This window comes from Pseudomonas sp. B21-048 (assembly GCF_024748615.1).
Classification (GTDB): Bacteria; Pseudomonadota; Gammaproteobacteria; order Pseudomonadales; family Pseudomonadaceae; genus Aquipseudomonas.
Map to the genome: position 1 here is coordinate 3,967,938 of NZ_CP087168.1, position 24,128 is coordinate 3,992,065.

Below are 24,128 nucleotides of genomic sequence, written 5' to 3' on the forward strand. Positions count from 1 at the left end.
TATTGTCTCTCTTGTAGATGCAGCGCTCACAGCGCCAAAAAGTCTTAACGCAGAGCATTCCAGGCAGCGACATACGCCTTGGCGTTTACTGCCACTTGCTCAGGTGTCATGCCCGGTTTGAACAACCCGGAACCAAGGCCGAAACCTTTGACGCCAGCCTCGACAAACACCTGCATGTTGTCCGGCGTAATCCCGCCCACCGGCAGCAGCACCGTCCCCACCGGCAACACCGCCAGCCAGGCTTTCACAACAGCAGGGCCCATTTGTTCGGCCGGGAACATCTTCAGCGCATCCGCCCCTTCGGCCAGCGCCGCAAAGGCTTCGGTCGGCGTCGCCACGCCCGGCGACAGGAACAACCCCGCCGCTTTCGCCGCACGCAACACCTTGGCATCGCTGTGGGGCATGACGATCACCTGGCCGCCCGCCGCTTTCACTTGCTCGACCTGTTCTGGCGTCAACACCGTGCCCGCACCGATCAGGCAATCGGCGGGTAAGGTACTGCGCAGAATGCGGATGCTTTCGTACGGTTCGGGGGAATTAAGCGGCACTTCAATGATGCGAAATCCGGCCGAGTACAGGACTTCGCCAACAGCTGCCGCTTCTTGCGGACGCAGGCCACGCAGGATCGCGATCAGACCGTTTTGTGCCAGTGCTTGCTTGAGCATCTCAGACCTCCAGCAAGGTTTAACGGGATGGGGGTGTCGTGATCAATCCCGCGGCGACCGCCAACTGCCACAACCCGCGTTCGGTGGCCTGCTCGGCCAGGGTCACCCGGGCAAAACCGCAGGCGTCGAGCGCCCGGCTGTAGCGGGCGCAGAGTTGCGCATTGCCGATGAGGATGATCGAAGGCAGGTGCACGCTGTTGCGCCGACGACGCTGAACATTGGCCAGGGCCGACAGTTCATGGCCGATCAACAGGCCGGACAGATAGTCCGGTTGCGCGACGGCGCTGAGTTCACCGGTCAGCCCCAGACTGCGGGCACTGAACAATGTCGACAGCGGCCCGATCTCGCCGTCCGCCGACAGCGCCACTCGCACGCCACGATCGAACGCTGCGCCATCGAAAGACGCGCCGCGTTGCTGAGTGCGCCCCAGAATGCTGTGTTCACTGAGGACGGCGAAGACTTCGCCAGTCATGAAAGTATCGAAATGCTCAATGCAGCCGTCGGCCACTTCCACCCATTTCGAATGACTGCCCGGCAAGCCGATCAACAGATCGCTGCCCGCCCCACTCGGCAGATTCTGCAACACGCCGAGGACTTGGGTTTCCTCGCCGCGCATCACGTTCGGCAAGCGCGAACGCTGAATCACGCCCGGCACGATGTGCACATCGACACCGCGAAGACTGCGAACAGTTTGTAGGGAAGTTCCGAGATTGGCGACGTTCGCCGGTGTGTCGCAGTAGGCCGCTTCGCGCCAGCCCTGAGCACTGCCGACCATGCCGCAAGCAATCACCGGCAAATCGGGCTGCGCCTCGAGCCAGTCACCGCAGGCCTCATCGAAGGCCAATTCAAAACCGTCGGCACAGGCCTGGCCGGCGATGATTCGCGGCGTCTTGGGCAGCCGCATGATCCCGGACGACAGCGAGCGCTGTTCCAGCACCTGGCCACCGAAGCCGAGTTTGTAAGCACGTAATGAGGTTGTCCCCCAATCGAGCGCGATCAATTGCGCCAGCATCGCTTCACCTGTTTTGTTTTTTGGCAGTGAGTGAGCTGGACTATAAACCTGGATGAAACAAAATCTCAATATATAAATATCAATCCCATATATTGGAACAACGACAAAAAAAGATCGCAACCTTCGGCAGCTCCTTGGATGCACGACGCAATAGCGCGGTCGAACACAATCCCATGTAGGAGCTGCCGAAGGCTGCGATCTTTTAAGGGATCAATTACCTGCGGCAAAATCCCTTAACACCGCCCCATCCATCCGATACCGCACCCACTCCTCCTGCGGCTGTGCGCCGAGGGATTTGTAGAATTCGATCGCCGGTTTGTTCCAGTCCAGCACGCTCCATTCGAAACGACCGCAGTCATTGGCGCAGGCGATTTTCGCCAGGTGGCGCAACAAGGTTTTGCCGGCGCCGCCGCCCCGTTGTTCAGGCGTGATGTAGAGGTCTTCGAGATACAGGCAATTGCTGCCCAACCAGGTGGAATAGCTGAAAAAGAACACCGCAAAGCCGATCGGCAAGCCACCGCGCAGGCAGATCAGGCCATGGGCGGTGGCGCCTTCGCTGAACAGGCTACGCTCGATGTCGGCGACGCTGGCGATGACTTCGTGGCGGGCACGTTCGAAGTCCGCCAGTTCAGTGATGAACGCGAGGATTTGCGGAGCATCGCTGGGGGTTGCCGGGCGGATTTCGATCGTCATGAACGTGCCTTGTCAAAAGTTGAAAACGCCATACTAAGTCCGCGCGCGATGCTCGTCACATTTGAATGCAAAATGTCATATAGCATCGCTGTTTTTGTGGCGTTTTGCATGAACAGGTCGGCCTGCGAGATCAGCGTGACTGTGCTGACGTCTTCGCGGGCAAGCCCGCTCCCACAGGGCGCTCATTGATCACAAAAGACCCAGTCGAACCCAAGGATTTCTATGACAACACTCGCTTTCGCGCCGCTGCAAAATCTGGCTTCTGAACTGCTGCCTCATGCACTGGAGCCTGGCGAGGATGGCGCCCATGACCTGTCGCACTTGCAGCGGGTGTGGCACAACGTGCGCACGCTTCATGCCGAAGAAGGCGGCGATCTTGAGGTGCTGCTGGCAGCCGTGCTGTTGCACGATTGCGTGGCGGTAGAGAAGAACTCGCCGTTGCGCTCACAGGCATCACGACTGGCGGCGCAGAAAGCTTCGACTGTACTGATAGCCATGGATTGGCCTGACGCAAAAATCACAGCGGTCGTCCACGCCATCGAAGCCCACAGCTTCAGCGCCAACATCACGCCCATCACCCTCGAAGCGAAAATTATCCAGGACGCCGACCGCCTCGACTCCCTTGGCATGCTCGGCGTGGCGCGTACCTTCTACATCGCCGGGCGCATGGGCAGTGCGTTGTACGACCCGCTGGACCCAGAGGCAAAAGAACGGGACTACGACGACAAACGTTTTTGCCTCGATCATTTCCAGACCAAGCTGCTGCACTTGGCGGGCGGTTTCCAAACGACTACCGGTCAACGTCTGGCACAGATTCGCCACGAACGCCTGAAGGGTTTCATGGAGTTGTTCAAGGAGGAAATCGGCGTGTGATCACCGTAGGTCGATTGATCTGGCGTCAGGCAGGATCAAAGCGTTGCAGCAGGCCTGGACCGCTCGTCGTTCATCAGGCACCAATTCAGGTCGGGAAGGACCAATATCGGGTAAGGACTCTAATCAATGGAGACGACACCATGATCACGTCCCGACTGATCGCCTTCGCTCTCACCCTGCTGCTCTCCTCTGTCGCGCTCGCCGCAACCACCTCTTCCGGGGCCGGCCCGACCGATCCAGTCGAAAGGCCAAAATCCGCGGCCACCCAAGGCACAGGTGTCGACACCGATATCCCCCCTTCTCCCGCGGCCACCGACCCACGCGTGCAAGGTGACGATCCGGGCCGTCAGGGCGACATGAGCGCTCCCGACACCCAAACTCCCGACAACGCCGCCACCGGCGTCGGCTCGAAAACCACCACCGGTGGCTCGGGTTACGAAGGCAGTGGTGCCCGTCAATAAGATCGCCGATGCAATACCTGTCCATCCTGACAAAGAGGTAACCATGAACGTCGATAAAAACCTGGAAAAAGAAGTCCTGACCCGCCTGCTGCACGCCCACCCAAATGGCTTGGGCAAGGAGGTTCTGGACAATTACCGGGGGGAGAGAGTCGTGGCCAGCACGCTCGCGACTCTGCAGGAACGCGGGCTGATCCAGCACGGTCATGTGGTCCGCAACGAAGCCGGCGAGCACTCGTTGAACCTGCCGATCAAACTCAGCGCCGCCGGGGTTGAAGCGGCGCGCAAGCTGGATAATTGATCCTATAGGAGCCGGTAAAGGCTCCTACAACCAGGAGAAATCCCATGCCTCGTGGAAGCAAAGACAAATACACCGCCGAGCAAAAGCGCAAGGCCGAACACATCGAAGAAAGCTACGAGCACAAAGGCGTGTCGAAAGAGGAAGCCGAAGCTCGCGCCTGGGCCACGGTGAACAAGCAGTCGGGCGGAGGTGAACGCGCTGGCGGTTCCGGGCGCAAGAAACCAGCCAGCGCCAAGTCCGCAGATCGCAAGGAATCATCCCGACGTGCAGTGGCTACCCGTGAAGGCAAGCCGCGCAACAGCAAGGCTTCGCGCGATACGCAGACAGTGGACAGCCTGATGAAAGAAGCCCGGGCGAAAAAGATTCCGGGGCGCTCGAGCATGCGCAAGCAAGCGTTGATCGAAGCGTTGCGCAAGGCCGGGTAAGGTCCGGATTTGCGGGCGAGTTTGAGGGCCCCTTCGCGAGCAAGTCGGATCGCCGCACCGCCGCTGCGACTTGCTCGCGAAAGCGGTGGATCAGGCGCCAAAAGCTTTGCGGATGAACGCATCCACCTCAGCCGCCCCCGGCGAAGTCGCCGGCCCCCAGCGAGTGACCGCCAATGCCGCAGCCGCATTCGCCCGCCGCGCCGCTTCGACCGTCGATAATCCGCGCGCCAACCCGGCGACAAAAACGCCCGCGTGAGCATCCCCCGCGCCGTTGCTGTCCACCGCCTCGACCTCGAAGCCCGGCACGTGCTGGTGAGCGCCACGTTGGCTGATCCAGCACCCTTGTGGCCCATCGCGTAACACCGTCAACACCTCGGTGGGCAGATGATCAGCCAACCGATTCAATGCCTCGCCGATGTCCGTCGCCCCGGTAAACCGCAGCGCCTCGACACGGTTACTGGTCCACAGATCGATGCGTGGCAACAAGGCCTTCATCAGCGGTGTGTCCGGTGAGTTCGCCAACGGCCCCGGATCGAATACCACCTTGACCCCTTCCGACAAATCCAACACCCAATCCACCAGCGCCTGAGCCTTGCCGCGATGCTGCAGGCTGTAGCCGCTGACATAGACAAAGTCGCCCGCCTCGGCTGACACACTCGCCAGGTCTTCGGCAGTCAATTCGCCTTCGGCGCCGATGCAGGAAATGAACGTGCGCTCGGCTGAGGCTTCGGTCAGCGCGACGCAGACGCCCGTGTCGCGCTCGGTGCTCTGATCGATAGCAATCTGAATGTCTTCAGCCGTCATCGCCTCTCGGGCCAGGTCGCCGAAACGGCCCTTGCCATGGCCGCCGAGGTAGACCACCGGCAAGCCGTTTCGCCGGGCCGCAGCCATCACATTGAAGCCGCCGCCGGCCTCGAAACGGGCGGAATGCGCCAGCACGTCGCCGCCTGAATGAGGCAGTTTATCCACGGCCATGACCAGGTCGATCATGACCTGGCCGGTGTGCAGCATTCTAGGCATGAGCCGGCTCGATCAACGCGGCGCGGCGATCCTTGGCACCGCCGAGTACCCCGTAAATGCCACCGGCCACCACGAATGTCACGATCCAGCCCAGGCCGTTGTGGCCCAGCCAGGAGTCGGACAAAAAGCCCCGAAACCAGACATCTTGTTCAGTGGTGCCAATGGTGGTGAAGCTGAAACCCAACACAATCGCCAGCGCCCATGCACCGAAGGCGCGCCACTCGACGCCACCGCGATACCAGTAGGCGCTGCTCGGGCTGACGTCCAGCAGGTCTTTGGGGCTGTAGTAATGACGATGGATCAAGTCGACCACAAAGATCCCGACCCACGCGGTGATCGGCACCGCCAGCAGGGAAATGAAGGTGATGAACGGACCGTAAAAGCTCTCTGCGATCAGCATGAAGTAGATCGAACCGGCAAAAATCGCGACGATATCCAGCACCACCGCATACACGCGTTTGACCTTCAGGCCGAGGGTCAAGGTGGTCAAACCGGCGGAGTACACCGACAGGTTGTTCGACAGCAACAACCCGCCGAATGCGGTGATCAGGTACGGGACGGCCATCCAGGTCGGCAGCATGTCGCGAATCGCGACGATTGGGTCAGTGGCCGAGGCCAGATCATTGTTGCCCACTGACAGCAGACCGCCGAGGGTGATCAGCAGTACCAGCGGAATCCCCGCACCGAAGGCTGCCGATGCCACCAGACGCACGGCTTTGACGCTGCGGTGCTGGTAGCGCGACATGTCCGCACCGGCGTTGGCCCAACCGATCCCGGTGCCGGCGGCCATGGTACCGATGCCGATGATCATTGCGCTCAGGGGCGCTGGGGTGGCGTTGAATACGGCGCTCCAGTCGATGGTCGCGCAGAGGAAACCGCCGACCAGGATGTTCAATGCACCGAACACGTAGGTCGCCCATCTCTGGATCACCAGCAACGTGGCATGACCGAGACCGGACACCGACAACGTCAGCAGCACGAAAATCGCGATGAACGCGAGGGTCAGCAGCGGCGCGCTTTTGGCTTCCACCGGCGAGCCGAACAGCATCGAGCACAACGACAGCAAGACGAACGCGGCCGTGGTGGTGTTCACGGTTTCCCAACCCAGTCGCGACATCAACGAAACCAGCGTCGGGCCGATATTGCCGCGTACACCAAAGATCGCTCGCGACAGCGTGAGGCTCGGTGCGCGACCACGACGACCAGCAATGGAGATGATTCCGACCACCGCGAACGAACCGGCGGCACCGAGGACCGCGACGATGATCGCCTGCCAGATCGCCAGGCCGCGAAAAGCCACCAGTGTGGCGCCCAACGGCAAGCCGAGGATGGAAATGTTGGCCGCGAACCAGACCCAGAACAGTTGCAGCGGATGACCGTTACACTCCCCTTCCGGCACTGGTTCGATGCCACGGGTTTCCAATTGCCCGGCACTGTGTCCGGTGTTCGATGCACTCATGAAAACTGCTCCTTGCAATTATTGTGGTTGCGGGCAAATCAGATTCAGATCGGCCTGCAGCTCCTACACGGGTTTTGTGTATCTCAACGTAGTCCGAGGAGTCCTTTTACCAACGACTCTAGCTCCAGATCGTTGACGGCTTTAACCTGCTCGATCATCGCCACCGGCCAACTTTGAAGTCCCAGACAGGCCCCAAGCATCGCGCCGAGAATCGCCGCGATGGTGTCGGTATCGCCGCCCAGGCTGGCAGCCATGCACAACGCTTCGAAGGCCGTCATCTTGCCGATAGCCACTTGCTGAGCCAGCGCAAACGACACCACCACCGACTCCTGCGAGGCCACCGACGTGCCTATCACGTCATACAGCACGTCCGCCAGCAACGCCTTGTCGCTGTCGATGCTGAGGCTCCGCGCCCAACTGATCCGCGAGGCGATACGCCCGCCGGCGACCCAGTGGCCATTATTTTCGGCTTGCTGAGCGATCTGCTGACCGAGGTTCAATGCCTCGCCCAGGTTTATGCCGTTGATCCCGGCAGAAACCACCGCCGCCACCGCCGCCGCACTGGCAATTCCCAGCGTGGTGTTGTGGGTCACCTGACAGGCCTGCACCACGGTGCGGATGAAACGCTCGGGATCGGCAACATCGGCCGCAATCCCCACCGGCGTGATGCGCATCGCCGCGCCATTGGTGGTGCCGTGGCGGCCCGCCTCTTCCAGCGAGTGGCCGGCGAGGATCATCTCGATCGCGCGTTTGGTCGAGGGGCCGAGCAAATCCTGCGAGCCCTTGGCTTGCATCCCGGCTTCCCATTCGATCAAGCGTTGCGCCAGCACCGCCGGTTCGATCCGGCCCTCGCCTTCAATCAATAACTGACCGACCAGGATCGCCTGTTCGGTATCGTCAGTGATCGAGCCTTTGGGCATGTTCGCAGCGATCGGTTGATCCGGGCCAGCGTCTTGCAGATCGGTGATCTCGCCAAAGCGCGCCTTGATCTCGGCGCGGCTCAGGGATTGTGTCGGCATGCCCAACGCATCGCCCAGGGCCAGCCCGTAAAACGCGCCGAGGGCACGGTCGAGCACGGTCATTTTGCAGTTCCAATTTGCAGGTGCAGACGAAAATGCACCGGATCGAGCAGGCTCTCGACCTGTTCCATGAAGCGGTTCTGACGGTCGTAGGTGGTGCGCAGGGCCTTGAGGAATACCGTGCCCTCCGGGCGCCCGAGCAATTCGGCGTCTTCAGCGTTCAAGGGTTCGGCGCCGATCCACTGATCGCCGTGGTCGCCGATGTAGCCGTAGGCGGCCAGCGTGATGGTCAGGGAGTCATCGATCAGGCCGACTCGCGGTAGGCCTTCCAGGCCTCCGGTGGCGGGCATCAATGAACGTTCAAGGGAGACCAGCGTGCCATCGGTACCGCGGCGGCGACGGTCGAGGGTGATGAACTGATCGGTGCCGAAACGGGGTAGCAAGTCCGGTCGGGTGACCGCCTCCAGCCGCAGCACTTCGGTATTGATCAACGCCCCGCTGTCGGCCAGCGCCTGAGCCCAGCCACTGCGCTGATCGAGCACCACACCGTCGAACGTGATGATCGACCCCACCCCGCTTTGCGTAGCGATGGAGTGGCGCCGTTTCAATTCGACCAGCGCTTCACGCAGCGTGCCACGGCTGACCTTGAATTCTTGAGCCAACTGATGTTCGCCAGGCAATAGAACGCCGTCCTCCATGAGGCCGTTTTCGATGCGCTGGACGAGCTCGTCGACCACCTGTTGTTTCTTGTCAAATCGTACCGGTCTAATCATGTACACCTCGGGTGTACCGTCATAGCTGAAACGGTTCAGGGTGAGCAAGGGATATTTTGTGAAAGTCGGTGAAGGATCCTCCAGACGATCGTTCCCATGCGCAGTAAAGGAATGCCTCAATGGACGCTCTGCGTCCGCTGATGGGACGCGGAGCGCCCCGGGCTGCATTCCCACGCAGAGCGTGGGAATGATTGGTGACAACCCGCTCCCACGAGTGAAATCAGCGTTGTTTCAGTCGATCGATCACGACGGCCAGCAACAGGATCGAACCGCGAATCACGTACTGATAAAACGTATCAATGTTCTTCAGGCTCATCGCATTCTCGATGATCGCCAGAATCAGCACCCCGGCAATCACATGCCGAATCATCCCGATCCCGCCACTCAGCGACACCCCGCCGAGCACGCAAGCCGAGATCACCGTCAGCTCGAAGCCCTGGCCAATCATCGGCTGGCCAGACGTCATGCGCGACGCCAGGATCACCCCGGCCAACGCACCGATCACACCGTGCACGGCGAAGATGATGATCTTGGTCCGGTCGACATTCACGCCGGCCAGCAACGCCGCTTCCTGGTTGCCGCCGATGGCCATGGTGTTACGCCCGTAGGTGGTGTAATTCAGCAACCAGCCGAAAAACAGGAAGCAGACAATAGTGATCAAAATCGGCACCGGCACGCCGAACAACTGACCATTACCGAAGACGAAGAACTGCTCCTGCGAAACGCCTACCGCTTTGCCGTTGGCAAAAATATAGGCCAGGCCACGCACGATCTGCATCGTCGCCAGCGTGGTGATCAACGCATTGACCCGCAGCTTGGCGATCACGATGCCGTTGACCAGCCCGACCATCAGCCCCATCACCAGCGCCGCGCTGACGCCAAGGAATACGCTGTCGGTATCGCGCATCACCACCGCCGCGACGACGCCGGCGCAGGCAATCACCGAGCCCACCGACAAGTCGAAATGCCCGGACGCCAGGCAATACAACATGGTGCATGCGGCAATCCCGGTGGTGGAAATCGCCAGGCCCAGACCGCGCATGTTCAGCGGCGACAGGAAGTTGTCGATCAGCAAGGTGCAGAGCACAAAGGTCCCGACGGCCGCCAGCAGCATCACCCAGTCGTCGAGAAAGCGCCGCAAGTCCAGCGGTTTGCGCGGGGTTGGCAAAGCATTGTTTTGGATGGTCATAGTCACCTCTCAGTTCGCCACGTCGGCAGCGCGTTGGCGTGGCAACGCCAGTTGCAGCAGGCTGAATTCATTGGCTTGTTCACGGGTCAGTTCGCCGCGCATCGCGCCTTCGCAGAGCACCAGGATGCGGTCGGAAATGCCCATGACTTCCATCAGGTCGCTGGACACCACAATCACCGCGATGCCGCTGGCCGCCAGGTTATGGATGATCTGGTAGATCTCGGCTTTTGCCCCGATGTCGATGCCCCGGGTGGGCTCGTCGAGCAGCAGGACTTTCATCGGCATCGACAGCCAGCGACCGAGAATCGCCTTCTGCTGATTGCCGCCAGACAGGTACATGATTTTCTGCGCCGCGTTCGGTGTCTTCACCTTCAGCGCCTTGATCTGCTTGTCGGCATTGTCCTTTTCCCACAAGCCGCGCAACAGGCAGCCGAAGGTGGAATGGGCGCCGCGAGCGCTGATGTTGATGTTCTCGGCGACGCTGGCGAGCGGCAGGATGCCCTCCTTCTTGCGGTCCTCGGGGCACAACAGAATTCCCGCCGCGATGGCATCGCGCGGCGAATGCAATTTCAGTTCACGACCGCGCAGCTCCAGGCGCCCGGCGGTGTTACGCGTGAGCCCGCTGAGCATCCGGAACAGCTCGGTGCGCCCGGCCCCGACCAGGCCGAACAGCCCGAGGATTTCACCCTTGTGCGCCTCGAAACTTACCGGCTCACGCAAGCCCGGCCCCAGTAATCCGTCGACCTTTAGCGCCACTGCGCCGCGCGGACGGCTGCGGTAATCGTAGATGTCCTGAATGTCGCGACCAACCATGCACGTCACTAACTGATCATGGGTCAGCGCGCTCATGTCCTCGAAGGTGCGCACAAAGCGACCGTCCTTGAACACCGTCACCGCGTTGCAGATACGGAACACTTCTTCCATGCGATGGGAGACGTAAAGCACCACTTTACCTTCGTCACGCAGGCGCCCGATGATCGCCATCAAGCGATCGATTTCCCGTGCCGACAGGCTGCTGGTGGGTTCGTCGAACGCAATTACATGCGCCCCACGAGACAACGCCTTGGCGATTTCCACCAGTTGCCGCTGGCCGAGGGATAGGCGCCCGACTTTCTCTTGCGGGTCGATTTCATCGGCCAGGCCTTTAAGACAGGCCAAGGCCTGTTGCCGCAAAACGCCGCGATTGATCAGGCCGAAACTCGCCGGCAGATGCCCAAGAAACAGGTTCTCGGCCACGGTCATTTCCGGCACCAGGTGCAGCTCCTGATGAATCACCGCGACCCCGCTGCCAATGCTGTCGGCGGTGGACTTGAAGACCCTCGTCTGCTCGCCGATCTGCAGATCGCCACTGCTCGGCGTATAAGCACCGCCAAGGATTTTCAGCAGCGTGGATTTACCGGCACCGTTCTCGCCCATCAAGGCGTGAACTTGCCCCGGATGGGCGACGAAGCTGATGCCGTCCAGCGCCTTCACCCCGGGAAAGGTTTTGCCGATCCCGTTGAAGCGCAGGCTGCCGCCAATGCTCTGTTGATCTGTCTGTACGTGTGCGTGCATAAACCCACCTCATCACACCGGTCAGGCAACCCCGTCGCCAGGGCTGCCGATGAAATCAACCGCGCCTCAGTTCCACAGGCCGATCTTTTCCAGTTCCTGCTTGAAGTTGTCGCGCGTGATCAGCGTAACGTCGTCCATCGCGGTGTATTTCGGCGGTTCTTTGCCGGTGGTGACCCACTCGTACATCATGCTCGCGGTGTTGTAGCCCTCGATGTGCGGGCTCGGCAGCATCGAGCCGAAAAAGCCGCTGTTGGGCTTCTTCAGTTCGCCGATGGCATCGGTGCCGTTGATGCCGATGCCGATCACGTTGGTCGCGGCAAAACCGGCGCTTTCGGTAGCGCGCACGCCGCCCAGCACGGTGTTGTCGTTCATGCCGCCGATGATCAGGTTTTTCGCCGCGCCCGGAAGCTTCACCAAGGCTGAGTTGGTGGCGTCCATGCTGCCCGGTACGTCGAGGGTTTTCAGCGCCGAGAAGAGGATGTGGTCTTTCGGCATACCGGCGTCTTCCAGCGCTTTGACAGAACCGTCAGTGCGTTTCTTGCCGGTGTCGAGTTCGTTGTAGGTGTTGATCACCGCGTAGGTGTCTTTCCATTCCCAACCGCGTTTTTTCGCTTCGGCAGCCATGGCGACGCCCTGTTTCTGGCCGACTTCGAAAGCGGCCATGCCGAGGTACGGCACGTGCTCCATGAACTTGCCGCCGGCATCGACGAAACGGTCATCGACGGCGATCACTTTCAACCCGTTGAGCTTGGCCTTGGCCATGATGGCCGGGCCAAGGGAGACGTCCGGCGGGCAAATCACGAAGCCCTTGGCGCCGTTGGCCGCCAGGCTGTCGATGGCCGAGAGGGTTTTCTCGCCGTCAGGCACGGCGATCTTGATGAGGGTGAAGCCTTTGTCCTTGCCGGCTTTTTCGGCGAAGGCCCATTCGGTCTGGAACCAGGGCTCTTCCGCTTGCTTGACCAGAAAACCGATCTTCACTTCCTCGGCCGCCAGCAACGTACTGCTCAGGCTGACCGCGGTAACCGCCAAAGCGGCACAGCACAGGGAACGGATCCCACGACGACGTTTCATAATCTGACTCCTTGTTATTTTTTTTGAGCGTTATTTGAAAGCCAATACAGCGGTCAAAGCCTGCAACCAATAGTCATATCGTATGATGATTGGATTTCAGACGTAGTTTCGCGCTTCAAACCCGGATTATTCAGTCGTGGTACATGACCGAGCGCCCACCATCGACGGTGATGCATGAAGCATTAATGAACGGCGCTTCATCGCTGGCCAGGAACACAGCGGTCATCGCCACTTCAATCGGCTGGCCGATACGCCGCGGTGGATGCAGGTCGAAGGCCCGTTGACGTTCGGCATGGGGGTCGGCAAAACCGTTCCAGTAATCGACGTTCAGTTGGGTTTCGATGTAGCCCGGCGCGATGGCGTTGACGCGAATGCCTTTGGGTGCGTATTCAATGCCCAAGGCGCGGGTCAGGCCCAGCAAACCATGCTTGGCCACCGGGTACGGGAAGCAACCGGGAATGATGTGAGTGGAATGGGTGGAGGCAATGTTGATGATGCTACCGATGCCCTGTTCGATCATTTGCGGCAACACGGCTTTGCAGCCATACCAGGCGCCGTCCAGGTCGATGGCGAAGCAGCGACGCCAGTCTTCCTCGGTCATTTGCAGCGGATCGCGGAATACGTTGACCCCGGCGCAGTTGACCAGCACGTCGATTCGGCCGTGAAGTTCGATGGCCAATCCGGCCATGGCGTGCAGGTCTTGCTGGCGTGACACGTCGGCCTTGATCGCCACGACATCCGCGCCTTGTTCACGCCAGTGCGCCGCGACTTTTTCGACTTTCTCGGCCTGGATATCGCTGATGACCAGATTGGCCTGCTGAGAGGCGAAGGTCGCGACAATCGCTTCGCCGATTCCCTGAGCCGCGCCGGTCAGCAGCACGACTTTGTTTTTCAGGCGCTCACCCTTGGGCGGTTCGGGCTCCGGTGGCAAGGAAAGAGGCTCAGCCATGGATCAACACTCCTGTTCGAAGGCACGACGAAAACCGGACATCTGTCGATGTCCGGTCGAATAGCTTTTGGGAATGGGCAGGCAGGCGCGAAAACACCCGGGCGTCGAGGCGGCCTGAAGCACTGACTCCGTAAGGGAGTGCGGTGGAATATCGCTGCATCACGTCACCTGTTTGTTTTTTTAAGTGTGAGTGCGTGTAACTGATGGGGCCGACTATAAACCCGACCACCCAATAATCTCAATATATAATTTTGCGTCCCATATTTTGGGATTTATCCAGCAAACCGCCGACAGGCTTTTCCGGGCACATCCACTCGAATCGATAACAGCGCACCGTCCAGCGGGTGATTGAGCGGGCTTGCGGCGCTGGTGATGTACAGGGTCTTGAAGTCTTCGCCACCGAACACACAACTGGTGGGACGGCTGACCGGCAGTTCGATCATCCGATCCACATAGCCGTCCGGGTTCAGCCTGAGCAGACAACTGCCGTCCCAACGGGCATTCCAAAGATAGCCCTCGGTATCCATCGCCGAGCCGTCGGGGCCGCCACGTTCGTGGGGGCCAAACCAGACATAGGCGGTGTCCAGATTGCCGTCGGTATGGATGAAACGCCGATAAAGCGTTTTGTCGAGGCTGTCGGCGAAATACAGGGTTGTGCCGTCGTCGCTCCACAGCAACGTGTTGGGGATGCCTAACCCTCGAAGCAGCGGCGTGACCCGCGCATCGCGGTCGACGCGAAACAGGCCACCGGACCGGCGCACGACGGGCAAATCTTCGCCCTGCTCACCGATGTTGTTTTGCATGGTGCCCAACCAGAGCCGGCCCTGGGCATCGCAGCGGGCTTCGTTGGGGCGATTGCCGGGTTGCGGATCGGCAATGCAGAACAAGGTCAGCCGAGGTTCCAGGCCTGGAGAATCCAGATCCAGCCGATAAACCCCACTGCTCAATGTCACCAGGGCATCGCCGCTTTCGCAGGGGATGAACGCGGACACGTGCTCCGGCATCTGCCAGATTTGCACATTGGCGCCGATCAGCCTGAGCGCTTGTTTACCGGCGATATCTACCCAATACAGCGCCTGGGTCGGTGCATCCCAGAACGGGCCTTCGCCGAGTTGCGCACGGTGTCCGGTAACCGCAGTCCACGTCATGAAACCTCCTTTTTTATTGCTTTTATGTAGGTTCTTTATTGTTAGCTGGCCTTTTTGTCGGCCATGACTTGGGGGTAGAAACGTTTGATCGCCAGGTCGGCGTTATCGATCAGCGTCATGCAGGCCCACACACCCCGCGCGGCATCCCGGGCGGCGATGGCATCGGCCATGTCTTTGTGAATCGGCAAGGTTCGGCGCAGTTCGTCCGGGTCAGCGGCAGACACTTCGAAAGACACGGCCAGCAACGCGCCAAGGGCCGGGACCATTTGTTCGATGAATTGATTGTGGCTGGCGGCGAGAATGCACTCATGGAAGAACTGGTCGGCGCGGTTGTAATCGATGCCGCTGTTCACTGCCCGTTCCAGCGCGTTATAGGCCTGGAGCACGGCTTGCACTTGTTCCACCGTCGCCCGCTCGCAGGCCCAGCGCACCGCCATGGGTTCGATGGTGCGGCGCAGGTCGAGCAAGTCGTCGACGAAGTTTTCCGGTAAGCCGCTGCGCGACAGCCAGCCAACGACTTGCGGATCAAAGAGGTTCCAGCGCCGCACCGGCAATACGCGTGTGCCAACCTTCGGCCCGACTTCAAGCATGCCTTTGGCCACCAGGGTTTTGATGGCTTCGCGGATGACCGTACGACTGACACCGAGCTGCTCGCCCAGATCGGCTTCGACCTTGATGGTTTCGCCGGGCTTTACCTGGCCGGCAGCAATCCAGCACCCCAGCCAGTCGACCGTCGACGCATGAAAACTGCTGGACATGGGCACCTCGTCGACCGGCGATAAAAAACAAACGGCACACAGCCGTTCACATGGGGGGCCACGCTAATCATCATATGATTGGGTGTCAATTGGATTTTCAGGTGCCCCGCCAATACGGACATGGCTGTTCGTCCGAATCCTGCTCGAAGCGCTTTGATCCCATCCACTTTGTAAACTACGGTTAGCCGCAACAGATCAGGCCGTCAGCGATCTGCTCCCCTTCAAATCCGCTATTGATAGGTATGAACATGGACATGGATGCGTCTACGAAATACCCCATTGTGTTGGTTCACGGGCTTTTCGGTTTCGATAAAATCGCTGGTTATCCCTACTTCTTCGAAATCGAGGAAGCCCTGGAACGCGCCGGCGCCCAGGTGTTTGCCGTCAATATTCCAACCGTCAACGGTAATGAGGAACGCGGTGAAAAACTGCTCGAGCACGTCAACCGCATTTTGCTGGAAACCGGAGCTGCCAAGGTCAATCTGATCGGGCATAGCCAAGGCCCCCTGGCCGCACGCTACGTAGCAGCCCTGCACCCGGAAAAGGTTGCGTCGGTCACGTCTGTCAGTTGCCCCAATCATGGCTCTGAGATTGCCGACCAACTGCATAAAGCGCTGACGCCTGGAGAGTTGCCCGAAGCGTTCGTACTGGCCCTGTTGGGCGCGGTCGGCACCTTCATTTCGTTGATTAGCGGCCATCCGGAAAACCCGATTGACCCTGAGGCGGCATTCGAATCGCTGACCAGTGCAGGATTGGCCGCCTTCAATCGCAAGTACCCGCAAGGGATGCCAAAGGTTTGGGGCGGGGAAGGCAACGAAGTTGAAAACGGCGTGTATTACTACTCCTGGAGCGGGATCGTGCAGAGGTTCCAAAGCCTGCAACCACTCGACCCGAGCCATTTGAACACTGTCGTGCTGTCGAAGTTATTTTATAAAGAGAAGCACGCCAACGATGGGCTGGTCGGCCGCTATAGCTCACACCTGGGGAAAGTGATTCGCTCGGATTACCCGATGGACCATTTTGACGCGGTCAATCAGATGGCCGGGATCACCAGCTGGAACGTGAGCCCGGTCAGGCTCTACCTGGAACATGCTGCGCGACTCAAGAGCAAAGGTTTGTAAGCCCCAAAAAAAACGGCCCATTGCAATAACGGGCCGTTCTTTTTTACAACACAGAAGCACAGAAAGACAGCGCGTTACGGCTCAAGCCCGATAGGGAAGAATTCGCCACCGCTCCATACGCCCAACCAACGCTGCCCGTCGATTTCACGGCTCACCGCCAGCTCCACCAGTTGGTAGAACACATTGCGGTGAATCAGCGCTTCAAGGTTGGTGCGCACATGCACGTACGGCGCGGGCTCCTGAGTGACCGGGTCGATCACCACGCGCATAGGGTGCTCGGCGCCGGCATCGGCCGTTTCATCGACGTTGGTGGTAAAGCGCAAGACTTGGGCTTCGCCCTCGCCTTCGACCTCCACGGCATTCGCCACGAACGGCGCATCGTCAACCTTGATGCCCACCTTTTCGACCGGAGTAATCAGAAAGTAATCATCGCCGTCGCGGCGAATGATGGTGGAGAACAGCTTGACCATCGGTTTGCGCCCGATCGGCGTACCCAGGTAATACCAGGTACCGTCGCGGGCGATGCGCATGTCGATGTCGCCGCAGAAGTCGGGGTTCCACAAGTGGACCGGCGGCAAGCCTTTGGTTTTGGGGATTTGCCCCAACAGGTCGTTGGCTTTTTGCGGGCCACTCATGGCGTTCTCCTTTGAATTACTGGTCGCTGAGCCCCAGCAGGCTACGAGCGTATTGCTCCAGCGGCGGGCCCAGCAGATCGGCTGGCTTGTTGTCGTGGAACGTCAGTAAACCGCCACGACTCTTGATACGTGCAGTATCGATCAAATACTGGGTGCTGGTCTCGATCAACATGATTTGAATCACGCCGCTGTCGATCCCGAACCGATCCACGTGTTCCTGATCCAGCCAATCGTCCGAGTTGCCGATGCGGTCGTCGGCCTTGGCGAAGCGGGTATAAAGCAGGTAATGGGCGCCGGCGGCACGGGCTTCGCCCATGGCCGCGTCGAGGCCTTCCGGCACGCGGGCGCGGCGGACCATCGGGAAATATTCGATAAAGCCGTTGAAGGCCTCTTCGGCCACCACGTTAGGTCGCGGGTAGCCACTGCCCGGCGGCGCGAAGGCACCCTGGGCAATATAGATGAACGAATCCGGCTGAATGCGGAAGTTATTCACCCGACGGCTGTCGCTGTGGTCCAGCAGCCCCACGTCACTCATGTGGTAGCGAGTCTCCTCAGCCATATCGCTGACATTCATGCAGCCACCAAGTGCCAAAATGGCCAGCAGCAAAACCAGGCTACGCATCCTACCCTCCAGAAGCCGGTGACGGAAAACCGGCGAATGGCCATGGGATGCAGCTTTTGCGCCAGCTCAATGTGACAAGGCGTGTCAGGTGATTTTGGGGGGATCGGGAGATAGCTTTCGCGGGCAAGCCTCGCTCCTACAGGTCATGTGTCGGTCGCAGTTTCTGCATCTGACATATGACCTGTAGGAGCGAGGCTTGCCCGCGAAGAGGCCCGATCAGCCGCCGATGATTTTCATGATGGTCGCGCCACCAGAGAACGCCACTTCCTGCTTGTCCCCCAAGGCTTTGACCAGCAGTCGCTGCAAGGCCGGCAGCGCCTGGTGGCGAGGCTTGTCCAGGAGGTCGCCGACATAATGGCGATTGCTCGACGACAGGCAGCCATGCAGCCAGCCAGTGGACGACAGACGAAGCCGCGAACAGGTCCGGCAGAAAGGAACGCTTTCATTGGCGATCACGCCGAAGTGGCCCAGCCCCGGAATCTGATAGCGCACCGCCGTGGCATCGACCGGCGCATCGGCCTGAAGGTACTCGTAGCGCTCACCGATCAGGCTCAGTAACTGCTGAAGGCTGACGAACTGCTGCAGGAAGGCATTGGAATCGCTGGCCAAATGGCCCATGCGCATCAACTCAATAAAGCGCAACTCATAGCCGCGATCCAGGCAATAATCAAGCAGCGGCATCACCTGATCGAGGTTCTGCCCCCGCAGCGGCACCATATTGACCTTGATCTTCATGCCGGCCGCGGCGGCCTGGCCCATGCCGTCGAGGACAGTCGCCAGATCGCCGCCGCGCGCAATGCTGCGAAAAGCGCTGGCATCCAGAGTATCGAGGGAAACGTTGATGCGCCGAATGCCGGCATCCACCAATAGCGGCAGCTTCTTCGCCAGCAACTGACCATTGGTGGTCAGGCTGATGTCCGCCAGGCCCATCTGCCCGACGGCGGTCATAAAGGCTTCGAGTTTGGGGCTGACCAGCGGCTCGCCACCGGTAATGCGTAACCGTTCGATGCCCGCCGCTTCGATCAGATAGGCCACGCCGCGTGCCATGGCCTCGGCCGACAACTCATCCTGCGCAGCCACCAGCCGCTTGCCGTTGGGCACGCAGTAGGTACAAGCGTAGTTGCAGGCTGAGGTCAGACTGATCCGCAAATTGCGAAAGCGCCTGCCTTGACGGTCAACGATCATGGATCACTCCGGCGAAAGAAGATTCGAACGCGCAAAACTTGACTCACAAATCAAGTTTTAGCAAGCCCTATGCCTGAGTATATTCCTGCGGTACCTGCGCCATGTAGCTAAATCATGGCGCAGTAAGAGCAACTGACGGGTTCAGTTGCTCGGCGTGTCGGTATCGCGTTTGCGCTTGTTGCCCATGCGCACGCCGATGTCCATCAGGAACTGGAAGAAACCTTCCTGATCTTCCAGCACGTTGCTCCAGAACGGCGAGTGATACAGCGCCACGGCGCCGTGCACCAGCGCCCAGGCCGCGCAGTAATGGAAGTAAGGCGGCACGTCTTCGAGCTTGCCTTCGCTGATCCGGCCCTTGATCAGCAGGGTCAGGCGTTCGAAGTTCGAGGCGCGGATCTTGTGCAGCTCCTCGACCATCTCTGGCACCTGGTTGCCCTTGACCACCTTCTCTTCCAGGCGATCGAACAACCGATAGCGTTGCGGATCGCGCATGCGGAATTCGAAGTAGGCCCGGGACAGGGCTTCCTTGTCCTTATCGACATCGGCCGAATGCAACAGCTCGTTCAAATCGCGCTCGTAATCGAGCATCAGGCGCAGATAGATCTCCGCCTTGGATTTGAAGTGCTTGTAGATCGTGCCTTTGCCGATACCGACGGCATCAGCAATCATCTCGACGGTGACACTGTCTTCACCTTGTTCGAGGAACAGCTTGAGCGCGGTATCGAGAATTTCTTGCTCGCGGCGACGAAACTCACGGACCTTACGAGGTTCTTTATGCATAAGAAAAGGTCTGTAGGGGTCAAAATTCGAAGCCGCGTATTATGCCTAACTTACGCCAAAATGCACGGATCATCCGACCATATATATGTTTCTTGATGAATTCGTAGCACTTCGCCGATCGATGAGAACCCAACCGAAGCGCGTGTATTCCAAATTTGTTTAAAAACCCGACCCGCTAAACTGGACTCGGCGCAATACTGATCAATACTTCAACTGTCGGCGAGGCATCTCCCCCAAGTGTCGCGCCGATGAAGGTACCAAAGGACTGCGTGCCTTTGTTTTACTCCTAATGGTCTTAACCCGGATTCACCCCCCAGAACCCGGGTTTTTTTTGCCTGCGATTCAGGGCTCAATGACCGAAGGCTGCGATCTTTTCCAACGTTACACGGTTGCCCCGACGTGCGCCAACGGGAATAACCGCTTGAAATTCTCGGTGGTCTGCTCGGCAAACCGCTCATAGGACTCACCTCGCAGCATTGCCAGAAACTCCGCCACTTCACGCACGTATTGCGGCAGGTTCGGTTTGCCGCGATAAGGGATCGGCGCCAGGTACGGCGAGTCGGTTTCTACCAGCAACCGCTCAGCCGGTACCTTGCTGGCCACATCCCGCAGGGCATCGGCATTGCGAAAAGTGACAATACCGGACAAGGAAATGTAATACCCCATGTCCAGCGCAGCCTTGGCCATCTCCCAGTCTTCAGTGAAGCAATGCAGCACACCCGCCTGAGGCAGTGCCGCTTCGCGCAGCAGCTCCAGGGTATCGGCCCGCGCGCCACGGGTATGGATGATCACCGGTTTGCCGGTCTGCCCCGCCGCTTGCAGGTGCAGGCGAAACGATTCCTGCTGCAACGTCGCGGCTTGCGGCTCGTAGTGATAATCCAGACCGGTTTCACCGATCGCCACCACCCGCGGATGATTGAGTTCGCGCAACAGCCAATCCAGCGCCGGTGCGGCACCCGGCTGCACATCGAGTGGATGCACGCCGACCGAACAGTCGACATCGTCGTAACGTTCGGCCAGGGCTTTGACGTCGGCGGCGTTATCGGCGCTGACGCCAATGCACAGAAAGTGCCCTACCCCGCGCGCGCGCGCCGCATCGAGCGCAGCATCCAGGGAGCCGTCGTGGGCGGTGAGGTCGAGGCGATCAAGGTGACAATGGGAATCTACGAGCATAAAGGGCTGCAACTTACATCGTATGAGTGGGACGGTCGGACTTAACGGCTCCGGCCAGATGGGTTTCGATTCGACTGCGCGCGGTGTCGTCGCCTTCATTGAATTGCACGCCGACCCCGGCGGCGCGATTGCCCTGGGCACCTTTGGGGGTAATCCAGGTGACCTTGCCGGCGACCGGAATCTTTTCCGGCTCGTCCATCAGGTGCAGCAGCATGAAGACCTCATCGCCCAACTTGTAGCTCTTGTTGGTCGGGATAAACAGGCCACCGTTCTTGATGAACGGCATGTAGGCCGCGTAGAGCACGGCCCTGTCCTTGATGGTCAGGGACAAAATGCCGTTGCGCGGCCCTGGACTGACAGGTTCATTCATACTGACCTCCATTTCGGATGATCAGAGTCTAGTCACTTCTGGGTTGGCAAGGATACCCATTGCACTAACAGCGCCTCCAGCAACAACGCCGGATTGAGGTTGGCTTTGCTCATCACTTTCTGGCGCTGGGCGAGAATCCAGTCCTGGATATTCAGGACTTTGTCCTGAGCGGATTTCTGCGCCAGGTATTGAATCACCTTGCGCATGTCTGCCAGCCCCAGCCCTGCTTCATCCTGAGTCAATTGATAACGCAGGATCAGGCTCGACCAATCGCAGAACCAGTCGAACAGCAGCAGCATGGGAATGGTTTTCCACTCTTCGGCCAATTGCGTCGGCGATTGCTGCTGCTTGAGCAGCTTCTTCACGCCTTCAACCACCAGCGCCCGCTGTTCACGCACGCCTTGCGCCTGCAATTTGACCGCGGCCAATGGCGAACCGGCGGCGAGGGTCAGCAGTTCAATGCGCTCTTCTTCCGAACAGTCCGGCAAAGCGCTGGCCAGCCAGGCCAGACTCATCGCTTCACTCGGCAACGGACAGGCCTGCTGCACGCAACGGCTCTTGATGGTCGGCAGCAGACGGCTGGTCTGGTGGCTGACCAACAGCAAAACGGTATCGCCGGATGGCTCTTCAAGGCTTTTGAGCAAGGCGTTGGCGGCATTGATGTTCATCGATTCGACTGGCTCGATCAGCACCACTTTGCGACCGCCCATCTGCGCGGTCTGAACCACGAAGCTGACCAGATCACGCACCTGATCGACCTTGATCGCCTTGTCTGCTTCTTCCGGCTCCAGGATGTAGTTGTCGGGGTGACTGCCGGCCTTCAGCAACAAGCAGGATTTGCACTCACCGCAGGCGTCTTGGGCGGTCGGGCGCTGACACAATAAATGGGCCATCAGACGCTCGGCCAGCGCACGCTTGCCGATCCCGGCCGGGCCATGTAGCAAATAGGCGTGAGCGTGTTGGGCACGCCCGGCCAATTGCTGCCAGAGACTGTCCTGCCATGGATAGGCTTCAGCCACGACTCAACTCCAGCAGACGTGGCAATAAGACATCCAGAGACTGCTGAACCTGCGCCAGCGGCTGAGCGGCATCCACCAGGACATAACGCGCAGGATCCGCTTTGGCACGCTCGAGGAAGGCCGTGCGCACCGCATCGAAAAACGCTCGGCCTTCAAGCTCGAAGCGGTCCAGCCGACCGCGGGCACTGGCTCGAGCCAAGCCCACTTCTACCGGCAGATCGAAGATCAGTGTCAAGTCCGGGCGCAGATCGCCCTGGACGAACGTTTCGAGAGTCGCGATGCGCTCCAGCGACAAACCACGACCTCCGCCCTGGTAGGCATAGGTCGAATCGGTAAAGCGATCGCACAGGACCACCGCGCCACGGGCCAGCGCCGGGCGGATCACTTCGGCCAGATGCTGGGCTCGCGCGGCGAACACCAACAACAGCTCGGTGTCAGGGGTCATGACCTCATCGACAGGCGCCAACAGCACGTCACGGATCCGTTCGGCCAAGGGCGTGCCGCCGGGCTCCCGGGTCAACACCACCTCGATCCCGGCAGCGCGCAGACGCTCGGCCAGGTATTCGCGATTGGTGCTCTTGCCGGCGCCTTCCGGGCCTTCCAGGGTAATAAACAAGCCAGTCACAGGCAGTCCTTAGTCAGAGTCATTGCGGGCTTTGCGGCGCGGGCGCATCCGCTTCGGGTGCTGGCGCAGGTTCTTGCTCTTGTACAGAGTCTTGCCCAGAATCCTGCGGCACTACTGGCGGCATGTCTTCGATCGCCGTGTCGGGCGAAGCTGCCGGGATTGGCGCCTGAGCATCCTCCGTCGGCGGCGTAACAGTCGGCGCCGGGCTGGAACGGTAATCGGCACGTCGATTGATCTGGAACTCGCGCACCGCATTATTGTGGGCGTCCAGATCATCGGAGAACACGTGGCTGCCATCCCCGCGCGCGACAAAATACAGGCTGTTGCCGTCCGCCGGATTCAACGCCGCATGGATCGCTTCGCGACCGACCATCGCAATCGGCGTCGGCGGCAGACCAGCAATCATGTAAGTGTTGTACGGCGTTGGCTCCTTGAGATGAGCACGGGTCAACTTGCCGTTGTAACGATCACCCAGACCATAGATCACGGTCGGATCGGTCTGCAACAGCATGCCCATTTCCATCCGTCGCACGAACACGCCAGCGATCTGCCCCCGCTCCTGCGGCACACCGGTTTCCTTTTCCACCAGCGAGGCCATGATCAGCGCCTGATAGGGCTCGGTGTAGGGGACGTCGGCAGCGCGCTGGTTCCATTCCTTGGCGAGAACCTCGTCGAGGCGGTCGTAAGCTTTCTTGAGCAGATCGGCGTCGGTCATGCCGCGCACGAAGCGATACGTGTCGGGGAAGAATCGCCCTTCGGGGAAAATCCCGCTGTGCCCGAGTTTGTCCATCACTTGGCTGTCGCTAAGACCGTTGAGGGTCTGCTCGAGTTTTTCATCCTTGGCCAGGGCCGCGCGAACCTGATGGAAATTCCAACCTTCGACCAGCGTCAGGCTGTACTGCACCATTTCCCCGCGCTTCCACAGGTCGATCAGCCCGTTGACTGTCATACCGGGCACCATGCGGTATTCGCCGCTGTGCAGCGGTTGCCCTGCCAGATTAAAGCGCCAATACACGCGCAGCCAGAAGGCGTCTTTGATGACACCATCAGCTTCAAGTCGTAGGAAAGTGCGGTTTGGCGTAGTGCCTTTGGGCACTTCCAGCAGCTCTTCCTGGGCGATGTTCAGCGGCTGTTCCAGCGCCGAATCGATTTTCCAGGCGCAAGCGCCCGCCAACAGCCCCGCCAGAACCAGTCCGGTTTCCAGCAGCAGCAAGAATTTACGTCTCACGAA

At 59.8% G+C, this 24,128-nt stretch carries 27 protein-coding genes; 5 read left to right on the forward strand and 22 right to left on the reverse strand.

Translation table 11 applies throughout. The features are described 5' to 3' along the window. Positions 1-44: 44 nt before the first annotated feature. The 3 genes from LOY56_RS18645 to LOY56_RS18655 form a co-directional block, all read right to left on the reverse strand. On the reverse strand, positions 45-665 hold the full coding sequence (locus tag LOY56_RS18645) for a 2-dehydro-3-deoxy-6-phosphogalactonate aldolase (RefSeq protein WP_258616373.1): 621 nt from the start codon (positions 663-665) through the stop codon (positions 45-47). 19 nt (positions 666-684) lie between these two features. Further along, entirely contained in the window at positions 685-1,677 is a 993-nt protein-coding gene (locus tag LOY56_RS18650) for a 2-dehydro-3-deoxygalactonokinase (RefSeq protein ID WP_258616375.1), read from the reverse strand. Between the two features lie 210 nt (positions 1,678-1,887). Further along, the gene (locus tag LOY56_RS18655) at positions 1,888-2,370 is read right to left on the reverse strand and encodes a GNAT family N-acetyltransferase (protein ID WP_258616379.1); all 483 of its coding nucleotides are present in this window, start codon (positions 2,368-2,370) and stop codon (positions 1,888-1,890) included. A gap of 222 nt (positions 2,371-2,592) precedes the next feature. Between LOY56_RS18655 and LOY56_RS18660 the strand changes: the two genes are divergently transcribed. The 4 genes from LOY56_RS18660 to LOY56_RS18675 all read left to right on the forward strand — a co-directional run bounded on the left by LOY56_RS18660 (position 2,593) and on the right by LOY56_RS18675 (position 4,427). Next, positions 2,593-3,243 carry an HD domain-containing protein gene (locus LOY56_RS18660; protein WP_258616381.1) on the forward strand — a complete coding sequence of 217 codons (651 nt, stop codon included), beginning with the start codon at positions 2,593-2,595 and terminating at the stop codon, positions 3,241-3,243. Positions 3,244-3,383: 140 nt separating this feature from the next. Continuing rightward, positions 3,384-3,704, forward strand: a complete 321-nt coding sequence (locus LOY56_RS18665) for a hypothetical protein (protein WP_258616382.1) — start codon at positions 3,384-3,386, stop codon at positions 3,702-3,704. A 43-nt stretch (positions 3,705-3,747) separates the two neighbouring features. After that, on the forward strand, positions 3,748-4,002 hold the full coding sequence (locus LOY56_RS18670; protein ID WP_258616384.1) for a hypothetical protein: 255 nt from the start codon (positions 3,748-3,750) through the stop codon (positions 4,000-4,002). A gap of 44 nt (positions 4,003-4,046) precedes the next feature. Further along, on the forward strand, positions 4,047-4,427 hold the full coding sequence (locus tag LOY56_RS18675; RefSeq protein ID WP_258616387.1) for a Rho termination factor N-terminal domain-containing protein: 381 nt from the start codon (positions 4,047-4,049) through the stop codon (positions 4,425-4,427). A 90-nt stretch (positions 4,428-4,517) separates the two neighbouring features. Here the strand turns inward: LOY56_RS18675 and LOY56_RS18680 are convergent, their stop codons facing one another. From LOY56_RS18680 to LOY56_RS18725, 10 genes are all read right to left on the reverse strand, one after another. After that, complete coding sequence (locus LOY56_RS18680) at positions 4,518-5,447, reverse strand: PfkB family carbohydrate kinase (RefSeq protein ID WP_258616390.1); 930 nt, start codon at positions 5,445-5,447, stop codon at positions 4,518-4,520. Then, positions 5,440-6,906, reverse strand: a complete 1,467-nt coding sequence (locus tag LOY56_RS18685) for a cytosine permease (protein ID WP_258616391.1) — start codon at positions 6,904-6,906, stop codon at positions 5,440-5,442. Before LOY56_RS18685 ends, LOY56_RS18680 begins: the two co-directional genes overlap by 8 nt. Before the next feature lie 83 nt (positions 6,907-6,989). Further along, the gene (locus LOY56_RS18690) at positions 6,990-7,988 is read right to left on the reverse strand and encodes an ADP-ribosylglycohydrolase family protein (RefSeq protein ID WP_258616393.1); all 999 of its coding nucleotides are present in this window, start codon (positions 7,986-7,988) and stop codon (positions 6,990-6,992) included. Next, positions 7,985-8,698, reverse strand: coding sequence for a GntR family transcriptional regulator (locus LOY56_RS18695; RefSeq protein ID WP_258616395.1), 714 nt, complete (start codon positions 8,696-8,698; stop codon positions 7,985-7,987). The genes LOY56_RS18690 and LOY56_RS18695 overlap by 4 nt, the downstream gene beginning before the upstream one ends. Positions 8,699-8,918: 220 nt before the next feature. Then, positions 8,919-9,887 carry an L-arabinose ABC transporter permease AraH gene (gene araH, locus LOY56_RS18700; RefSeq protein WP_258616397.1) on the reverse strand — a complete coding sequence of 323 codons (969 nt, stop codon included), beginning with the start codon at positions 9,885-9,887 and terminating at the stop codon, positions 8,919-8,921. A 9-nt stretch (positions 9,888-9,896) separates the two neighbouring features. Continuing rightward, positions 9,897-11,441, reverse strand: a complete 1,545-nt coding sequence (gene araG, locus LOY56_RS18705; RefSeq protein ID WP_258616399.1) for an L-arabinose ABC transporter ATP-binding protein AraG — start codon at positions 11,439-11,441, stop codon at positions 9,897-9,899. 66 nt (positions 11,442-11,507) lie between these two features. Continuing rightward, positions 11,508-12,512, reverse strand: a complete 1,005-nt coding sequence (locus LOY56_RS18710; protein ID WP_258616402.1) for a substrate-binding domain-containing protein — start codon at positions 12,510-12,512, stop codon at positions 11,508-11,510. A 130-nt stretch (positions 12,513-12,642) separates the two neighbouring features. Then, positions 12,643-13,461: an SDR family oxidoreductase gene (locus LOY56_RS18715; RefSeq protein WP_258616403.1), complete on the reverse strand. Its 819-nt coding sequence runs from the start codon at positions 13,459-13,461 to the stop codon at positions 12,643-12,645. Between the two features lie 272 nt (positions 13,462-13,733). Continuing rightward, positions 13,734-14,609 carry an SMP-30/gluconolactonase/LRE family protein gene (locus tag LOY56_RS18720; RefSeq protein WP_258616406.1) on the reverse strand — a complete coding sequence of 292 codons (876 nt, stop codon included), beginning with the start codon at positions 14,607-14,609 and terminating at the stop codon, positions 13,734-13,736. A gap of 41 nt (positions 14,610-14,650) precedes the next feature. Beyond that, positions 14,651-15,367 carry a FadR/GntR family transcriptional regulator gene (locus LOY56_RS18725; RefSeq protein ID WP_258616409.1) on the reverse strand — a complete coding sequence of 239 codons (717 nt, stop codon included), beginning with the start codon at positions 15,365-15,367 and terminating at the stop codon, positions 14,651-14,653. 248 nt (positions 15,368-15,615) lie between these two features. On the opposite strand from LOY56_RS18725, the gene LOY56_RS18730 reads away from it, so the two are divergent. Beyond that, positions 15,616-16,488 carry a triacylglycerol lipase gene (locus LOY56_RS18730; RefSeq protein WP_258616411.1) on the forward strand — a complete coding sequence of 291 codons (873 nt, stop codon included), beginning with the start codon at positions 15,616-15,618 and terminating at the stop codon, positions 16,486-16,488. Between the two features lie 74 nt (positions 16,489-16,562). Here LOY56_RS18730 and LOY56_RS18735 read toward each other — a convergent pair whose 3' ends face one another. The 9 genes from LOY56_RS18735 to mltG all read right to left on the reverse strand — a co-directional run bounded on the left by LOY56_RS18735 (position 16,563) and on the right by mltG (position 24,125). Beyond that, positions 16,563-17,123, reverse strand: a complete 561-nt coding sequence (locus LOY56_RS18735; RefSeq protein ID WP_258616413.1) for a DUF1285 domain-containing protein — start codon at positions 17,121-17,123, stop codon at positions 16,563-16,565. 16 nt (positions 17,124-17,139) lie between these two features. Further along, positions 17,140-17,745: a DUF4823 domain-containing protein gene (locus LOY56_RS18740; protein ID WP_258616414.1), complete on the reverse strand. Its 606-nt coding sequence runs from the start codon at positions 17,743-17,745 to the stop codon at positions 17,140-17,142. Between the two features lie 216 nt (positions 17,746-17,961). Beyond that, positions 17,962-18,930, reverse strand: a complete 969-nt coding sequence (locus LOY56_RS18745; protein WP_258616415.1) for a GTP 3',8-cyclase MoaA — start codon at positions 18,928-18,930, stop codon at positions 17,962-17,964. A 141-nt stretch (positions 18,931-19,071) separates the two neighbouring features. Beyond that, positions 19,072-19,710, reverse strand: coding sequence for a TetR/AcrR family transcriptional regulator (locus LOY56_RS18750; RefSeq protein ID WP_007903981.1), 639 nt, complete (start codon positions 19,708-19,710; stop codon positions 19,072-19,074). Positions 19,711-20,091: 381 nt separating this feature from the next. Next, a complete protein-coding gene (locus LOY56_RS18755; RefSeq protein WP_258616416.1) occupies positions 20,092-20,883 on the reverse strand; it encodes a TatD family hydrolase in 792 nt (263 codons plus the stop codon). A gap of 13 nt (positions 20,884-20,896) precedes the next feature. Beyond that, positions 20,897-21,253, reverse strand: coding sequence for a PilZ domain-containing protein (locus LOY56_RS18760; protein ID WP_258616417.1), 357 nt, complete (start codon positions 21,251-21,253; stop codon positions 20,897-20,899). 32 nt (positions 21,254-21,285) lie between these two features. Continuing rightward, on the reverse strand, positions 21,286-22,272 hold the full coding sequence (locus LOY56_RS18765) for a DNA polymerase III subunit delta' (RefSeq protein ID WP_052964848.1): 987 nt from the start codon (positions 22,270-22,272) through the stop codon (positions 21,286-21,288). Next, the gene (gene tmk, locus LOY56_RS18770; RefSeq protein ID WP_258616421.1) at positions 22,265-22,897 is read right to left on the reverse strand and encodes a dTMP kinase; all 633 of its coding nucleotides are present in this window, start codon (positions 22,895-22,897) and stop codon (positions 22,265-22,267) included. Before tmk ends, LOY56_RS18765 begins: the two co-directional genes overlap by 8 nt. A 19-nt stretch (positions 22,898-22,916) precedes the next feature. Continuing rightward, complete coding sequence (mltG, locus tag LOY56_RS18775; RefSeq protein WP_258616422.1) at positions 22,917-24,125, reverse strand: endolytic transglycosylase MltG; 1,209 nt, start codon at positions 24,123-24,125, stop codon at positions 22,917-22,919. Positions 24,126-24,128 lie beyond the last annotated feature (3 nt).

Bases quoted from the DNA above. Each gene is read 5' to 3' on its own strand.
- LOY56_RS18675 (WP_258616387.1), top strand. From the start codon at position 4,047: ATGCCTCGTGGAAGCAAAGACAAATACACCGCCGAGCAAAAGCGCAAG.
- LOY56_RS18645 (WP_258616373.1), bottom strand. From the start codon at position 665: ATGCTCAAGCAAGCACTGGCACAAAACGGTCTGATCGCGATCCTGCGT.
- LOY56_RS18725 (WP_258616409.1), bottom strand. From the start codon at position 15,367: ATGTCCAGCAGTTTTCATGCGTCGACGGTCGACTGGCTGGGGTGCTGG.
- LOY56_RS18750 (WP_007903981.1), bottom strand. From the start codon at position 19,710: ATGCATAAAGAACCTCGTAAGGTCCGTGAGTTTCGTCGCCGCGAGCAA.
- LOY56_RS18650 (WP_258616375.1), bottom strand. From the start codon at position 1,677: ATGCTGGCGCAATTGATCGCGCTCGATTGGGGGACAACCTCATTACGT.
- LOY56_RS18720 (WP_258616406.1), bottom strand. From the start codon at position 14,609: ATGACGTGGACTGCGGTTACCGGACACCGTGCGCAACTCGGCGAAGGC.
- LOY56_RS18710 (WP_258616402.1), bottom strand. From the start codon at position 12,512: ATGAAACGTCGTCGTGGGATCCGTTCCCTGTGCTGTGCCGCTTTGGCG.
- LOY56_RS18660 (WP_258616381.1), top strand. From the start codon at position 2,593: ATGACAACACTCGCTTTCGCGCCGCTGCAAAATCTGGCTTCTGAACTG.
- LOY56_RS18760 (WP_258616417.1), bottom strand. From the start codon at position 21,253: ATGAATGAACCTGTCAGTCCAGGGCCGCGCAACGGCATTTTGTCCCTG.
- LOY56_RS18730 (WP_258616411.1), top strand. From the start codon at position 15,616: ATGGACATGGATGCGTCTACGAAATACCCCATTGTGTTGGTTCACGGG.
- araG (WP_258616399.1), bottom strand. From the start codon at position 11,441: ATGCACGCACACGTACAGACAGATCAACAGAGCATTGGCGGCAGCCTG.
- LOY56_RS18680 (WP_258616390.1), bottom strand. From the start codon at position 5,447: ATGCCTAGAATGCTGCACACCGGCCAGGTCATGATCGACCTGGTCATG.
- LOY56_RS18670 (WP_258616384.1), top strand. From the start codon at position 3,748: ATGAACGTCGATAAAAACCTGGAAAAAGAAGTCCTGACCCGCCTGCTG.
- LOY56_RS18745 (WP_258616415.1), bottom strand. From the start codon at position 18,930: ATGATCGTTGACCGTCAAGGCAGGCGCTTTCGCAATTTGCGGATCAGT.
- LOY56_RS18735 (WP_258616413.1), bottom strand. From the start codon at position 17,123: ATGAGTGGCCCGCAAAAAGCCAACGACCTGTTGGGGCAAATCCCCAAA.
- LOY56_RS18755 (WP_258616416.1), bottom strand. From the start codon at position 20,883: ATGCTCGTAGATTCCCATTGTCACCTTGATCGCCTCGACCTCACCGCC.
- LOY56_RS18665 (WP_258616382.1), top strand. From the start codon at position 3,384: ATGATCACGTCCCGACTGATCGCCTTCGCTCTCACCCTGCTGCTCTCC.
- LOY56_RS18740 (WP_258616414.1), bottom strand. From the start codon at position 17,745: ATGCGTAGCCTGGTTTTGCTGCTGGCCATTTTGGCACTTGGTGGCTGC.
- LOY56_RS18690 (WP_258616393.1), bottom strand. From the start codon at position 7,988: ATGACCGTGCTCGACCGTGCCCTCGGCGCGTTTTACGGGCTGGCCCTG.
- LOY56_RS18695 (WP_258616395.1), bottom strand. From the start codon at position 8,698: ATGATTAGACCGGTACGATTTGACAAGAAACAACAGGTGGTCGACGAG.
- LOY56_RS18685 (WP_258616391.1), bottom strand. From the start codon at position 6,906: ATGAGTGCATCGAACACCGGACACAGTGCCGGGCAATTGGAAACCCGT.
- araH (WP_258616397.1), bottom strand. From the start codon at position 9,887: ATGACCATCCAAAACAATGCTTTGCCAACCCCGCGCAAACCGCTGGAC.
- LOY56_RS18715 (WP_258616403.1), bottom strand. From the start codon at position 13,461: ATGGCTGAGCCTCTTTCCTTGCCACCGGAGCCCGAACCGCCCAAGGGT.
- LOY56_RS18655 (WP_258616379.1), bottom strand. From the start codon at position 2,370: ATGACGATCGAAATCCGCCCGGCAACCCCCAGCGATGCTCCGCAAATC.